The 12,956-nt window shown below is 59.9% G+C and carries 13 protein-coding genes; 6 read left to right on the forward strand and 7 right to left on the reverse strand.

What is annotated here, in order from left to right; all coding sequences use genetic code 11:
- The first annotated feature begins 216 nt into the window (after positions 1-216).
- The 6 genes from G5315_RS10630 to G5315_RS10655 all read left to right on the forward strand — a co-directional run bounded on the left by G5315_RS10630 (position 217) and on the right by G5315_RS10655 (position 6,111).
- A complete protein-coding gene (locus G5315_RS10630) occupies positions 217-2,181 on the forward strand; it encodes a reprolysin-like metallopeptidase (RefSeq protein WP_421333003.1) in 1,965 nt (654 codons plus the stop codon).
- Positions 2,160-2,495, forward strand: a complete 336-nt coding sequence (locus G5315_RS10635; protein ID WP_323912681.1) for a hypothetical protein — start codon at positions 2,160-2,162, stop codon at positions 2,493-2,495. The genes G5315_RS10630 and G5315_RS10635 overlap by 22 nt, the downstream gene beginning before the upstream one ends.
- A gap of 140 nt (positions 2,496-2,635) precedes the next feature.
- Positions 2,636-3,274 (forward strand): pyridoxamine 5'-phosphate oxidase, encoded by a 639-nt coding sequence (gene pdxH, locus G5315_RS10640; RefSeq protein WP_421333004.1) that lies wholly within the window; start codon positions 2,636-2,638, stop codon positions 3,272-3,274.
- A 36-nt stretch (positions 3,275-3,310) separates the two neighbouring features.
- Positions 3,311-3,925, forward strand: a complete 615-nt coding sequence (locus tag G5315_RS10645; RefSeq protein ID WP_323912678.1) for a glutathione S-transferase family protein — start codon at positions 3,311-3,313, stop codon at positions 3,923-3,925.
- Positions 3,925-5,565 (forward strand): GNAT family N-acetyltransferase, encoded by a 1,641-nt coding sequence (locus tag G5315_RS10650; protein WP_323912677.1) that lies wholly within the window; start codon positions 3,925-3,927, stop codon positions 5,563-5,565. Before G5315_RS10645 ends, G5315_RS10650 begins: the two co-directional genes overlap by 1 nt.
- A gap of 6 nt (positions 5,566-5,571) precedes the next feature.
- Positions 5,572-6,111 (forward strand): GNAT family N-acetyltransferase, encoded by a 540-nt coding sequence (locus tag G5315_RS10655; protein WP_421252429.1) that lies wholly within the window; start codon positions 5,572-5,574, stop codon positions 6,109-6,111.
- Between the two features lie 96 nt (positions 6,112-6,207).
- Here G5315_RS10655 and G5315_RS10660 read toward each other — a convergent pair whose 3' ends face one another.
- The 7 genes from G5315_RS10660 to rluE all read right to left on the reverse strand — a co-directional run bounded on the left by G5315_RS10660 (position 6,208) and on the right by rluE (position 12,910).
- A complete protein-coding gene (locus tag G5315_RS10660) occupies positions 6,208-6,621 on the reverse strand; it encodes a hypothetical protein (RefSeq protein ID WP_421252428.1) in 414 nt (137 codons plus the stop codon).
- 183 nt (positions 6,622-6,804) lie between these two features.
- Entirely contained in the window at positions 6,805-7,935 is a 1,131-nt protein-coding gene (locus tag G5315_RS10665) for a cupin domain-containing protein (RefSeq protein WP_042031527.1), read from the reverse strand.
- Between the two features lie 165 nt (positions 7,936-8,100).
- Positions 8,101-9,471 carry an adenylosuccinate lyase gene (gene purB, locus G5315_RS10670; RefSeq protein ID WP_421333005.1) on the reverse strand — a complete coding sequence of 457 codons (1,371 nt, stop codon included), beginning with the start codon at positions 9,469-9,471 and terminating at the stop codon, positions 8,101-8,103.
- Between the two features lie 122 nt (positions 9,472-9,593).
- A complete protein-coding gene (gene hflD, locus G5315_RS10675; protein ID WP_041208876.1) occupies positions 9,594-10,208 on the reverse strand; it encodes a high frequency lysogenization protein HflD in 615 nt (204 codons plus the stop codon).
- Positions 10,209-10,231: 23 nt separating this feature from the next.
- Complete coding sequence (gene mnmA, locus G5315_RS10680; protein ID WP_421333006.1) at positions 10,232-11,338, reverse strand: tRNA 2-thiouridine(34) synthase MnmA; 1,107 nt, start codon at positions 11,336-11,338, stop codon at positions 10,232-10,234.
- A gap of 157 nt (positions 11,339-11,495) precedes the next feature.
- On the reverse strand, positions 11,496-11,987 hold the full coding sequence (locus G5315_RS10685; RefSeq protein WP_421289179.1) for an NUDIX hydrolase: 492 nt from the start codon (positions 11,985-11,987) through the stop codon (positions 11,496-11,498).
- Complete coding sequence (rluE, locus tag G5315_RS10690) at positions 11,987-12,910, reverse strand: 23S rRNA pseudouridine(2457) synthase RluE (RefSeq protein WP_421333007.1); 924 nt, start codon at positions 12,908-12,910, stop codon at positions 11,987-11,989. The genes G5315_RS10685 and rluE overlap by 1 nt, the downstream gene beginning before the upstream one ends.
- Positions 12,911-12,956: the final 46 nt, after the last annotated feature.

Consider the following 12,956-nt stretch of genomic DNA (forward strand, 5'->3'; position numbering starts at 1 on the left):
GCCTCCTATCTATCCGTGAAGGCGCCAATGGCGCCTTCACTTTTTTCCGTTGTTGAATGGGGTCAGTCTGTATCGCCTGAGATGGGGAGCGTGGGTGTAGCACGATGTCTCAGCGTGACAGAAGTTTTGTGCGAATTTTCTTTTCTGTCTGTCACGCAGATCGTCAATTGACGCTGCACCATACTTGTTGTCACCAAGGTAGGGCAAGGAGGCTCTATGAAGCATGGCATTGCGGTGATTATCACCAGTTTGTCTGTTCAGGTTGCAGCAGAACCACAGTGGACCTTCATGGATGAAAACTTGGAAAGGGGAGGGATCTATGATGTGCGAGCTGAAAAGGTCAGAGTGGTGGTTCCTGACAAGCCTTTTGAACCCGGGCATCTCGCCAGTGTGTTGACTTTGCCACTGCCGGATGGCACTACGGTGCAGTTTGATGTTCATCCCAATGCCTTGCTCCCGGAGCCTTTGGCCCAGCGTTATCCATCTATCAATACTTACAGTGGGAAGGCTATCGATCGGGCGGCGGATACAGGCCGATTTGATGTCACCATACATGGTTTTCACGGTATGTTTACCCATCAGGGGCGTACCTTTTATGTCGATCCGCTTCAGAATGGTTTCTCCTATGCCGTTTATGAACAGCAAGATGCCTGGCGGCGACAGGATGTGGATCAGGTGATTGATCCTCATGGTATCGAGCGTGAGCGAGCTGTGCTGGTCGATGGCAATTTGCGCAAGCGCTATACCATCGCCATCTCGGCAACCGGAGAATATACCCAGTATCATGGTGGTACCAAGGTTGCTGCACTCTCTGCTATTGCAACACTGCTTAATCGGGTCAATGAAGTCTATCGCCGTGATGTGGGGGCCGAGTTTCAGCTTGCAGCCGATACAGACAAGGTGATTTTCACTGATCCGGCGACGGATCCTTTCACCAACTCGACTCAGGATATTGCCATCAATCAGGTCCAACAGGATTTGCTGTTGAATCCATCCTTTGATTTGGGCCATCTGCTGGCGACATCAGGCGGCGGGGTGGCGACCCTGAGATCCCTCTGTAACCCGTTTAGCCGTTCACGGGGCATGACCGGAGGGTCACAGCCTATCGGCGATGCATTCTTTATTGATTATGTGGCTCACGAATTGGGGCACCAGCTGGGGGCCGAGCACTCCTTCAATGGCATGGCCGACAGTTGTGCGACAGGTCGCAAGGCTAGCTCAGCCTGGGAGCCGGGCAGTGGCTCGACGATCATGGCCTATGCCGGGATCTGTGGTGAGGAGAATCTGCAGGTTAACAGCGCACCTTTCTTTCACAGCAAGTCGATCGAGCAGATGCGTACCTTGATGGCCTATTTACCCTCCTGCGGCACCGACCTAGCACTTGCCAATAATGCGCCGGTCGTGGATGCGGGTGTTGATCGCGTGATCCCGGCCAATACCCCTTTCACCCTTGGCGGCAGCGCGCTGGATCTGGATGGAGATGCCTTGAGTTACACCTGGGAGCAGGTGGATCTGGGCAACGCATCCAGCAGTTTGGCCACCATGGTGGATGATGGGTCACGCCCGCTGTTTCGCTTTGTCTCGCCAACTTCGGATCCCCGCCGAACCTTGCCTGCCATGAGCTCTCTGATATCGGGTGTCTTGGCCAAAGGAGAGGCGTGGCCTGCGACCAATCGCAATCTCCAGTTCCGCCTTACCGTACGTGATGGTCAGGGGGCGGTGAGCAGTGATGAAATGGTGGTTCAGGTGATCAATACCGGCGCGGCATTTGCCATCACTGCTCCGCAGATCGGCGCCATGATGGCGGGTAGCACTCAGCTAGTGACATGGAATGTTGCCGGGACCGATCAGCCTCCTATCAATTGTCCCAGCGTGGATTTGGCACTGACACAGAATGGAGGTTCTACTTGGACTACGCTGGCAAGCGGGCTTGCCAATAACGGTTCGGCCAGTGTGGTGTTGCCTGCACCGTTGACCAGCACGGCCAGGCTGAAGCTGGCATGCAGCAATAATATTTTTTTCTCTATCAATGGGATAAGAGGTAATGCGTCTGCCACTACGGAAAGTGCAACTGTCATTACCGACAACAATGCGGGTGGCGGCGGTGGTGGTGGTGCAGTGAATCTTATCGTGATCCTCCTGATGGGAGGGGCAGCCGGATGGCGCAGGTATTACGGTTAGCCGTCAGTTTGCTGTTTCTATATATCTGCGCAGCGCCTGTTGTGGCCGCATCACTGACCGAGGCAATAGATGAAAGTCTTGCTGCTCAGGATTATCGGCTCATCGTGCGTGGCGGGCGCGGCGGCATGGCCCCGGGGGTTGTGGAGTCATTGCAAGCAGAAGCGAGAACCCGGTGCGGAGTCCGTTATCTGAAAGGGTTCGGCGATGTGATTGAGATGGGCAAGGAGGCGGAGTTTGAGCAGCGGATTGACTATGCCACCCGATATAACCGACAGATGCTGGAAAGGTGCATGCCGGAGGCGATTCAGAGGTAATAGTTTGCAGGTAAACACAGCGGGGAGGCAGTTGCCTCCCCGCTGTGTTATGGCTTGTCACTGACAGATGAGCGGAGCACAATGCCTGCGTCACTCTCTTGATGGTCGTGGAACCATTATTTATTTGAAGGAAAATCAAGATGATGGATGTTGCTGATCTGCGCCGTGAGTATACCCGTGGCGGGCTGCACCGGGCCGATCTGCCGGCCGAGCCGCTGGCGCTGTTCGAGAAGTGGTTGGCGCAGGCTTGTGAGGCCAAACTGACCGATCCTACCGCCATGGTGGTAGCGACGGTGGATGCCGATGGTCAGCCCTGGCAGCGCACCGTGCTGCTCAAGCACTACGACGCCCAGGGGATGGTTTTTTACACCAACATGCGCAGCCGCAAGGCGCAGCAGCTGGAAGGCAATCCCCGTATCAGCCTGCTCTTTCCCTGGCATACGCTCGACCGTCAGGTGCATGTGACCGGTCGGGTGGAGAAGATGAGCACTTTCGAGGTGATGAAGTATTTCCACAGCCGTCCCAAGGATAGCCAGATCGCTGCCTGGGTCTCCAAGCAGTCGACCCGCATCTCGGCCCGCGGCGTGCTGGAGGCCAAGTTCCTCGAGCTCAAGCAGAAGTTTGCCAATGGCGAAGTGCCGCTGCCGAGCTTCTGGGGCGGATTCCGGGTAGTGATCGAGACAGTGGAGTTCTGGCAGGGGGGCGAGCACCGACTGCACGACCGCTTCTACTACACCCGCGAAGGGGATGGCTGGCATATCGAGCGTCTGGCTCCCTGATCGCGCTGTTCAAATCTGTTTTCACAAGGAGTGTGTATGCGTCTGTATGGTGATCTGCGTTCCGGCAACTGCTACAAGGTGTGGCTGCTGGCCCGCTGGCTGGAGTTGCCCCTTGAGTGGGTTGAGGTGGATATTCAGGCGGGGGATACCCGTACCCCCGCATTTCTGGCCATGAACCCCAACGGCAAGATCCCGGTGCTGGAGATTGGCCAGGGCGATACGCTGGCGGAATCCAACGCCATCCTCTTCTATCTGGGGCAAGGCAGTACCTTGTGGCCAACCGAGCCGCGCCAGCAGGCCGAGGTGCTCAAATGGATGTTCTTTGAGCAGTACAGCCATGAGCCCTACATCGCGGTGGCCCGCTTTATCGTTCACTATCTCGGCCGACCCGAGTCGCAGGAGGCGCGGCTCGACGGTCTGAAAGCCGGTGGCGAGAAGGCGCTGGCGGTAATGGAGCAGCAGCTGAAACAGAGCCCCTACCTGTGCGGTGATGCGCCGACCATCGCCGATATCGCCCTTTATGCCTACACCCATGTGGCAGAGGAGGGGATCTTCTCTCTGCAGGGGTGGCCCGCTATCCGTAGCTGGATCGCCCGTATCGAAGCCCATCCCCGTCACCTGACGCTGCCAGCGGCCTGTCAGGCCAGCTGATGGAACTGCTGATCGAGGCCAGTCTGTGGCAACCGCAGTGGGCTGCGCTGTTGCTGCACTGGCAGCAGCAAGGTCATCGCTGGCAGCTGCTGCTGGGCAAAGAGGCGGCGGCCGCCCTCGATCAAACCGATGCACCCTGGGCGAGCAGCCCTCCAGACGGGGTGTTCTGCCCGGGAGCCCTGCTGGCTGCCTGGCTCGATGGGGATCTGCTGGTGGATTTTCATGTTGATCCCAGCCGCCAGATCCTGATCAGCGCCTCTACTTCCCTATTGACCCTCGCCAGGGAGCAGGGACTGCTCACCCTTGGCCCTGTGGGGGCCGATCTGCCGCTCACCCCCGAGGCCGATTTGGGCGCCGTGCTAAATCGCCTGCTGGCGCGCCGCGTGACGGTGCCGACCCTGGTTGAGGATCATCCGCTATCAGGCGTCGCGCTGCGACCGCTGCAGGCCGCCGATGATCGCGAGATAGTACGCTACTGCAACGACGAGGCGCTGGCCCGCTACACCCTTAATATTCCTCATCCCTATCCGCCGGAGGGGGCCCGCGACTGGCTGGCGCTCAGCTGGCGCAAGGCGGCGCTTGGTCTTGGCTGGAGCTGGGCCATCACCTTGCCAGAGGAGCAAGGTGCGGCGTTGCTTGGGGTGATCTCCCTGCACTGGAATGGCGAGCTCGCCTGGTGGGTGGGCGTGCCCTGGCAAAATCGCGGTCTGGCTACTCGGGCCGCTGGCTTGGTCAAGGGGTTCGCCTTTGACCAACTGCAACTGCCTGCGCTGACGGCTCGCCATATGCCAGACAATTTAGCCTCCGGCCGGGTGATGGCAAAAGTGGGGATGCACTATCGCGGGCGGCGCCATATCAGTGGTCGCCAGCCGTGTGATGTGAGTTACTGGCGACTGGATCGCGCCCCCTCCTTACCCAATCCCTTGGCCGAGGAGATTGCCTGCTGGCTTGCTGATGAGCGGATCGCCGTGGTGATCCTGTGGGATCCTGTAACGTTGGATCGGCAGAGTGCCAACGGCAAGCTGGCCATCTCGCTCTTTGTGGATGAGAGGGGCGCGGGGGAGGAGTCCTGCTCTATTCGCTGCCCGCCGCATCTTGAGAGGTCTCTGGAGGTGCACTGTTACCCCGTCGAACTGCTGGAGCAGGCCGAACCGGAGCAGTTGTCCCATCTTGGCGGCGTCTTGCTGAAAGACAGGGATGAACAGGGGCTGGCGTGGTTGCTGCAACTGGCCGCACTGCAGCGTCAAGGGCCCGAGCTGCTTAGCCGCGAGGAGCGCGCATCACGGCTCCACTGGTTCAACCAATTGATGGCGCAGGCGCTGGGCGGCAACGGTGACTCGCCGCAGATACGCTATCAGCAGTTACGGCTGCTGGTGGAGCTGCCGGAGCTGGTCGATGAGCTGGATGGCTGTTGGTATCAAACGCCAGAACTGACCTTTGAGCGGTTGGCGCGGGAGGCTCCCGCCCTCTGGTTTGCCTACCGGGAGGCGATGAACAGGGTCACCCCGGCTACGCTAACCGCCTTGCAGCAGCAGTTTGCCGCTCGTTTTCCTGAGTGCACCCTCCCATTTTTGGACAAAGGTACTCAGAATGACCAGCCGTTGTGTGGAATAATGCCCGCTCTGCTGTACGAGGAGTAATACCTGATGTTGAGAACCGAGCGCCCCGGTGACATGCTGCCGGTCTATGAGCTGCTGAGTGCCGCCTTCGGTCGTTCCGATGAGGCCGAACTGGTCAACCGCCTGCGCGAATGTGGCGCTGCCGTGGTGACCATGGTCGAAGAGGAAGAGTACGAGTTCATGGGGCACCTGATGCTAAGCCCGATCACCATTAACGGCATGGAAGGGCCCTGGCTCGGTCTGGCGCCGGTCGCGGTTCATCCCGACTGGCAAGGCCAGGGGATTGGCTCGGATCTTATCCGTGAAGGGCTTGATACGGCGCTCGAGATGGACTGGAAAGGGGTGGTGGTACTCGGGGATCCGGCCTATTACAGCCGTTTCGGTTTCCGCCCGGCCAGCGAGTTTGGCCTGCACTGCATCTATGAGGTACCTGCCGACTGCTTTATGGCGATGGAGCTGCAGGAGCGCGGTTTTTCGGGTGTGCAGGGTGAGGTGCTCTATCACCCCCTGTTTGATGAACTCCCCGACGAGCTGCCGGACGCGCAGGCAGAAGAGTCCTATTTATAGCGAGAAGTCGCAGCGACAAGCCATAGCGAAAAAGCCCTCATCGAGGGCTTTTTCAGTTTATATCAGTCCCTGCCGGGCTTATTCGAGCAAATTGGCTCAGGCAATGATGTCGAGCTGGGTGCCCTTGCGATTATCTTCGCCCACCATGTTACCCATCTGCTGGGCGAGCGGGCTCTGCTGGAATTGCATGTAGTCGCTCAGATTCTGCTGGCGCTGGTAGCGATTGGCCGCCTGATAGAGTTCAGCCGTGCTCGGGCCCGACTTGCTGTCGGTCTCCTGACCGCTGGCCTCCAGGTAGCGCTCCACCACGGCTTTATCTTGCTGGTTAGCCGTATAAGAGACCGCCATGGTTCTGCGAGCCGTTGCTTTCTCTTCGCTCTGTGCCTGCAATTCATCCTTCTTGGTCAGTGCTTCGTTACGGGCCTGACTGACCTGCTCGGGTGTGACAGTGGGAGAGGAGGGATATTTGCCGTAATCGGGCAGCGGCATGGGCCGGGAGGTGATCTGCATGGTGGCGCTTCTCTTGTGAACAGGGACGGACGCATGATACCCATCCATGTTAGCTCAATAAATCACCACTTGTCGGTTCATCAAGAGTGGGTTCAGCTTCGCGCATCGATTGTTAATTGAACCGCCTCTGAGTGACAAAAAAGGCGCCATAAGGCGCCTTTTTATCCTTCGGTTACCGCCGGATCAGTTGAAGAACCAGTAACCGCGGTTGACCAGACGGGTCAGCAGTTGCAGGAAACCGGCCTGATCGGCCAGCTCCACCATATCGGCCTGAGTGATGATGTCCTTGTCACACAAGAGCGAAATGGCGGCCGCGTCTTCGCTCTGCAGAGTCCAGGCTTCGCCATCGATATAGCACTGCTGGCTTTCGCCGCTGAACCAGACGCTGCGCAGGCCCGGCACCTTGATGGCAGGCTCGCCCTGGGTCAGCAGGTCTGCTACCTCCTCGGCGCTGTAGTCCGGCTCGACCGGATTGACGTCCAGATCGTGTTTGGCCTCTGAGATCATGGTGCCGAACCACTCCTTGAACAGGGTCTCGTCATCGAGGGCCTGTTGCATCAGCTCGCGCAGACGGTGCAGCTCGTGGGGCTGGATCTCGCCGTGACGGGCACGGGGCTTGAGGTCGGCATCGCCGTAACGCTCGGTACGCACCTCGTTGTCGATCAGGTGATCGGCAAAGGAGGAGATAAGCGCCTTTGCATCCGGCGCGCGGAAGCCCACCGAGAAGTTCATGGAGGGCTCGATGGCGTAGCCTTCATGGGGGAATCCGGGCGGAATGTAGAGTATGTCGCCCGGCTCCATGATGACGTCGATGATCGCCTCGAACGGCTCGCAGTGCAGCAGGGCGGCGTGGGCGGCAAACTCGTTGAGCGGCTTGGCATCGCCAACCCGCCAGTGACGCTTGCCGATACCCTGGGTGATGAAGACGTCGTAGTTGTCGATGTGGGGGCCGACACCTGCGTGAGGGGTGGAGAAGCTCACCATCACATCGTCAAAACGCCAGCCCGGAATGAACTGGAACGGCACCGCCAGCTCGTTCACCTCGGGGGCCCAGTGGTTGCATGCCTGTACCAGAATGGTCCAGTTCTCTTCGCCCAGATGGTCATAGGATTCGAAGGGACCGTGGGCCGCATCCCACTTGCCGTCGAAACGGGTGACCAGACGGGACTCTACCACCTCTTCCATGGCCAGACCCGCCAGCTCGTCCGGGCTGATGGGATCCTGAAAGTCTTTGAAGCCGCCCTTGATAAGGAGTGGGCGCTTCTGCCAGTAGTGCTCGAGGAAGTGAGCGATATCCAGATTGAGTTCGTACATAGATCTTCTCGTCAAAGGGTTCGACAAAGGTCAGGAGAGGTCTTGCCACAGGCGGCTGCCGGCCTCGGGCAAGCCCTCTTGCAAACCGTGTATAGGGTGCCACATAAAATAACCGGGGCCCTGTTGCAGATCATGCACAGGGCCCCGGTAGTGTCATTTATCCGCTTATTTCAGCAGGTCAACCAGACGCTGGGCGTCACCGATGTAGTTGGCCGGGGTCAGCTTCTTCAGCTCAACCTTGACCGCTTCCGGCAGCGCCAGGGTGTCGATAAAGGTACGCATTCCTTCGGCATCGACACGGCGGCCACGGGTCAGCTCTTTGAGCTTCTCGTAGGGCTTCTCGATACCGTAGCGGCGCATCACGGTCTGGATCGGCTCGGCCAGCACTTCCCAGTTGGCATCCAAGTCGGCGGCCATGGCGGTGTCGTTGGCTTCCAGCTTGGAGATACCCTTGAGGGTGGACTGATAGGCGATAAGGGAATAGCCGATGGCAACGCCCAGATTGCGCAGCACGGTCGAGTCGGTCAGATCCCGCTGCCAGCGGGAGATGGGCAGCTTGCTCGCCAGATGCTGGAACACGGCGTTGGCCAGACCCAGATTGCCTTCGGAGTTCTCGAAGTCGATGGGGTTGACCTTGTGCGGCATGGTGGAGGAGCCGATTTCACCGGCGATGGTGCGCTGCTTGAAGTGACCCAGGGAGATGTAACCCCACACATCGCGGTCGAAGTCGATCAGGATGGTGTTGAAGCGGGCCATGGCATCGAACAGCTCGGCGATATAGTCGTGCGGTTCGATCTGGGTGGTGTAGGGGTTCCAGGTCAGGCCGAGGGAAGTCACAAACTCCTCGGAGAACTGGTGCCAGTCCACTTCCGGATAGGCGCTGATGTGGGCGTTGTAGTTGCCGACAGCACCGTTGATCTTGCCGAGGATCTCCACCGCCATGATCTGCTTGTACTGGCGCTCCAGACGGTAGGCGACGTTGGCCATCTCCTTGCCCATGGTGCTCGGGGTCGCCGGCTGGCCGTGGGTGCGGGAGAGCAGCGGCATGTCACGGTACTCGTGGGCCAGACGCTTGATCTCGCCGATCAGCTTCTCGCAATAAGGCTTGATGACCTCTTCGCGGGCGGTTTTCAGCATCAGACCGTGGGAGTTGTTGTTGATGTCTTCCGAGGTGCAGGCGAAGTGGATGAACTCGCTGACAGCCGCCAGCTCCGGGTTCACTTCGACTTTCTCTTTGAGGAAGTACTCCACCGCTTTCACATCATGGTTGGTGGTGCGCTCGATCTGTTTGATGCGGGCGGCGTCGCTCTCGTTGAAGTTGCTGACGATGCCGTCGAGCAGGGCGTTGGCGGCCGCGCTCAGGGCAGGGACTTCCGGGATCCCGGCGTGGCTGGCCAGTTTCTGCAACCAGCGAACCTCGACTTCAACGCGAAAACGCAGCAGGCCGAATTCGGAGAAGATAGGGCGCAGGGCATCGGCCTTGTCGCCATAACGACCGTCAATCGGGGAAACAGCAGTCAGCGCGGACAGCTCCATGGGGTGAACTCCTGATGATTGGTGTGGGGGATCCGTATTCACTTGCGCGCCGGTCGGGGTGTATCAAGGCTGATGTGCGGCTGTTCACCTTGTCCTCCCTCTGCCTGCGCGCAAGCCAATGATTAGTAACGCTTGGCCAGTTCCACCATCTTCTTGCGAGCGAAGATGATCTGGGTGCGGCTGCCACCGAGCTGGCGCCACAGCACCACGGCGCGGATGCCTGCCAGCAGCAGGGCGCGCACCTTGTGCTGCACCAGCGGCTGCTGCAGGAACAGCGGGGTGCCTGCCACCTGAATGCGCGGCCCGATGGGGCTGATAAGGTCGCTGTAGATGCTCGCCATGTTGGCCAGGATCTGCTCGTCGAGCAGATCGAAGTGCTGTTGCTGGCGACCGATCTGACTGATCCGCTCACCCAGCATGTTGAGAATGTCCTTGCGCTTGGCCAGCTTGCGCTCCAGCGCAATCAGGCTCACCACATAGCGGGTCAGCTCGGCATTCTTCTGGCTGCCGTCGGCACCCAGCTGCTCGACCAGCGCACGGTAGCCGTCGCGAATGGCCAGATGGGTATTGTTGAACACCTCGAGCGGGTGGCTCGGGTTGGTCACCAGAATGCTGGAGAGGCTCTCGCGCAGGGCGGCTTCGTCACAGCTGCCGTCGCGGGCCACCTTCTGGACCAGCGCAGCCGCCTGGCAGATGCCGGCAAAGGCCATGGTTCTGTCTTGGAATTTATCGCTCACGTATGCTGCCTTCTGCTATTGGCTCAAACCGGATGGCTGAAACGCTGTTCGATGATGCCACCGCCCAGACACACTTCCCCGTCGTAGAAAACGGCGGATTGGCCCGGGGTCACCGCAGCCTGCTTCTCGTCGAAGATGACCCGGATGGTCTCGTCGTCGATGGGCTGGATCAGGCAGGGGATATCCTGCTGGCGGTAGCGGGTCTTGACGGTGCAGCGACGCGGCTCGCGAATGGGGGTGCGATCCACCCAGTGCAGCTGGCTGGCAATCAAACCATCGGAGTAGAGGCGGGGATGTTCGCCCTGCGCTACCACCAGTACGTTGCGTTCGACCTCTTTGTCGACCACATACCAGGCCTCTTCGGTGGCATCTTTGCGCCCACCGATACCGAGCCCCTTGCGCTGGCCCAGGGTGTGATACATCACACCCTGATGCTCACCGATCACCTTGCCATCCACGGTCTCGATCTTACCGGGCTGAGCGGGCAGGAACTTGGCCAGGAAGTCCTTGAACTTGCGCTCGCCGATAAAGCAGATACCGGTGGAGTCTTTCTTCTTGGCGGTGATGAGATCCAGCTGCTCGGCGATGCGGCGCACCTCCGGCTTCTCCAGATCGCCAACCGGGAACAGGCTCTGACCCACTTGCTTCTCGCTCAAGGTGTAGAGGAAGTAGCTCTGATCCTTGTTGGTATCGAGACCGCGCAGCAGGCGCGGGCGGCCTGTGCTGTCGTCACGGCGCACATAGTGGCCGGTGGCGATGTAGGTGGCACCCAGCTCTTCGGCGGCAAATTCGAGGAACGCCTTGAACTTGATCTCCTTGTTGCAAAGGATATCCGGGTTCGGCGTGCGGCCAGCCTTGTACTCTTCGAGGAAGTGCTCGAACACGTTGTCCCAGTACTCGGCCGCGAAGTTGATGGTGTGGAGTTTCATCCCCAGCTTGTCGCAGACGGCCTTGGCATCAGCCAAATCCTGGGCGGCAGAGCAGTACTCGTCCGTGTCGTCTTCTTCCCAGTTCTTCATGAACAAGCCTTCAACCTGATAGCCCTGCTGCTGGAGCAGGTAGGCCGAGACGGAAGAATCCACGCCGCCGGACATGCCGACGATCACCTTGATTTGGCTGTTGTCTGTCATTAGTCGAAGTTACCAGTTCGTTTAAACGGGGCGTATTCTACCAGAGTTTTGCGCCCCCGGTCACATATCCATGCCGCAGTTCCCATCAGGAGCCTGATAGCAGGAAATCGTTTTTCTGTTGTTGGCCTTTGTCACCGAAAAAGAGTGTCAAATGGCCTCAGATAAAGGCCTTGAGGGCCGAGAGTGGCAGCCGTGTCCCCGCCAGATAATCCTGAATGCACTGCCACACCAAGGGGCTGCGCAGGGCCGGTTTGCATTCCGCAATTTCTTCCAGCGTAAGCCAGTGGCAAGCCAGCACATCGCCGTCAGGATCCTCTGGATGGTGCTGACCCGGCGCTTTTTCAAGGTCGAAGATGATGGCGGTGCGCACATAGGTGGCCTCGCTGTCGGCCGGTTTGAACAGATAGGTACCAAGCCAGGCGGTCGGCGTGGCGGTCAGACCCGTCTCCTCTTTCAGCTCACGACAAGCCGCTTCAAGCAGGTTTTCCCCCGGCTCCACATGGCCGGCGGGTTGGTTGAAACGGCGCTTGCCCTTGATCTCCTCTTCCACTACCAGAAAGCGCCCCTGCCACTGCACCAGGGCGGCGACCGTCAGGCGCGCCTCCATGCGGGCGTGGCTGGTGGTCGATTGCTCTGCCTGATTGCTCATCATGACTCCTTGTCGTTGCTACTGGGATTGTCCGCTCGGGCCGGTCGACGTGCCGTTCCTCGACCACAGCTGCGGGGTTTGCCGCCGGTCGGGTTTGAAGTTGAACGCTCGGTTGGGTGAGTGCTGCGGGGGCGCTCGTCTCGTCTCGGCTGGCTAGCCCGCCGTGGCGCCTCCCCTGCCGGTTTGGCCGGTTTGGCGGTATGAGCGCCTGAACGGGATGAGGAGGGACGCGGGCGGCGGGTGGAGAGCGGTGCCAACTCGGGAGCGGGCAGGCTGCGGCTCTCGCCGGGTGCCAGTCCATCCAGGGTCCAGTCACCGATGGCGTAGCGAATAAGGCGCAGGGTGGGGTGGCCGATATGGGCTGTCATCCGCCGTACCTGCCGGTTGCGCCCCTCGATGATCTTGATCTCCAGCCAGCTGGTGGGGATCTCCTTGCGCTCGCGAATGGGCGGATTGCGCGGCCATACCGCAGGTTCATCCATGATGCGCGCCCCGGCGGGTAGGGTCATGCCGTCGTTGAGCTCCACGCCGGCGCGCAGAGCGGCCAGTTTCTCCTCGCTCGGAATGCCTTCCACCTGCACCCAGTAGGTCTTGGGGGTCTTCTCCCCCGGCTGGGTGAGGCGCGCCTGCAGCTTGCCATCGTTGGTGAGCAGCAGCAGCCCCTCGCTGTCGCGATCGAGCCGCCCTGCGGCATAGATGCCGGGCTCTTTGATGTAATCCTTGAGGGTCTCCCGGCCCGCCTCGTCGGTGAACTGGCAGAGCACCATGTAGGGCTTGTTCAGCAGGAGCAATTTGCGATCCGCCGGGGCCAGCTCCGGTTTGCGGGGGGATGCATGGCGGGGTGCGGCTGGTTTGGCCGCCGTGCGCGGGGCGTTATCGCGCGGCGCGCGGCTGACAGAGAGACGGGAGCGGGGAGATTTCATCGGATACACACTTCAGACAGACGATGGCAGCGAGTGTACCACAGGG

The organism is Aeromonas sp. 603607 (assembly GCF_049171595.1).
Taxonomy (GTDB): Bacteria; Pseudomonadota; Gammaproteobacteria; order Enterobacterales; family Aeromonadaceae; genus Aeromonas; species Aeromonas veronii.

Coding starts and splice junctions, on each gene's coding strand:
- G5315_RS10645 (WP_323912678.1), top strand. CDS start 3,311: ATGCGTCTGTATGGTGATCTGCGTTCCGGCAACTGCTACAAGGTGTGG.
- purB (WP_421333005.1), bottom strand. CDS start 9,471: ATGGAGCTGTCCGCGCTGACTGCTGTTTCCCCGATTGACGGTCGTTAT.
- mnmA (WP_421333006.1), bottom strand. CDS start 11,338: ATGACAGACAACAGCCAAATCAAGGTGATCGTCGGCATGTCCGGCGGC.
- G5315_RS10665 (WP_042031527.1), bottom strand. CDS start 7,935: ATGTACGAACTCAATCTGGATATCGCTCACTTCCTCGAGCACTACTGG.
- G5315_RS10650 (WP_323912677.1), top strand. CDS start 3,925: ATGGAACTGCTGATCGAGGCCAGTCTGTGGCAACCGCAGTGGGCTGCG.
- G5315_RS10685 (WP_421289179.1), bottom strand. CDS start 11,987: ATGAGCAATCAGGCAGAGCAATCGACCACCAGCCACGCCCGCATGGAG.
- G5315_RS10630 (WP_421333003.1), top strand. CDS start 217: ATGAAGCATGGCATTGCGGTGATTATCACCAGTTTGTCTGTTCAGGTT.
- pdxH (WP_421333004.1), top strand. CDS start 2,636: ATGATGGATGTTGCTGATCTGCGCCGTGAGTATACCCGTGGCGGGCTG.
- G5315_RS10660 (WP_421252428.1), bottom strand. CDS start 6,621: ATGCAGATCACCTCCCGGCCCATGCCGCTGCCCGATTACGGCAAATAT.
- G5315_RS10655 (WP_421252429.1), top strand. CDS start 5,572: ATGTTGAGAACCGAGCGCCCCGGTGACATGCTGCCGGTCTATGAGCTG.
- G5315_RS10635 (WP_323912681.1), top strand. CDS start 2,160: ATGGCGCAGGTATTACGGTTAGCCGTCAGTTTGCTGTTTCTATATATC.
- rluE (WP_421333007.1), bottom strand. CDS start 12,910: ATGAAATCTCCCCGCTCCCGTCTCTCTGTCAGCCGCGCGCCGCGCGAT.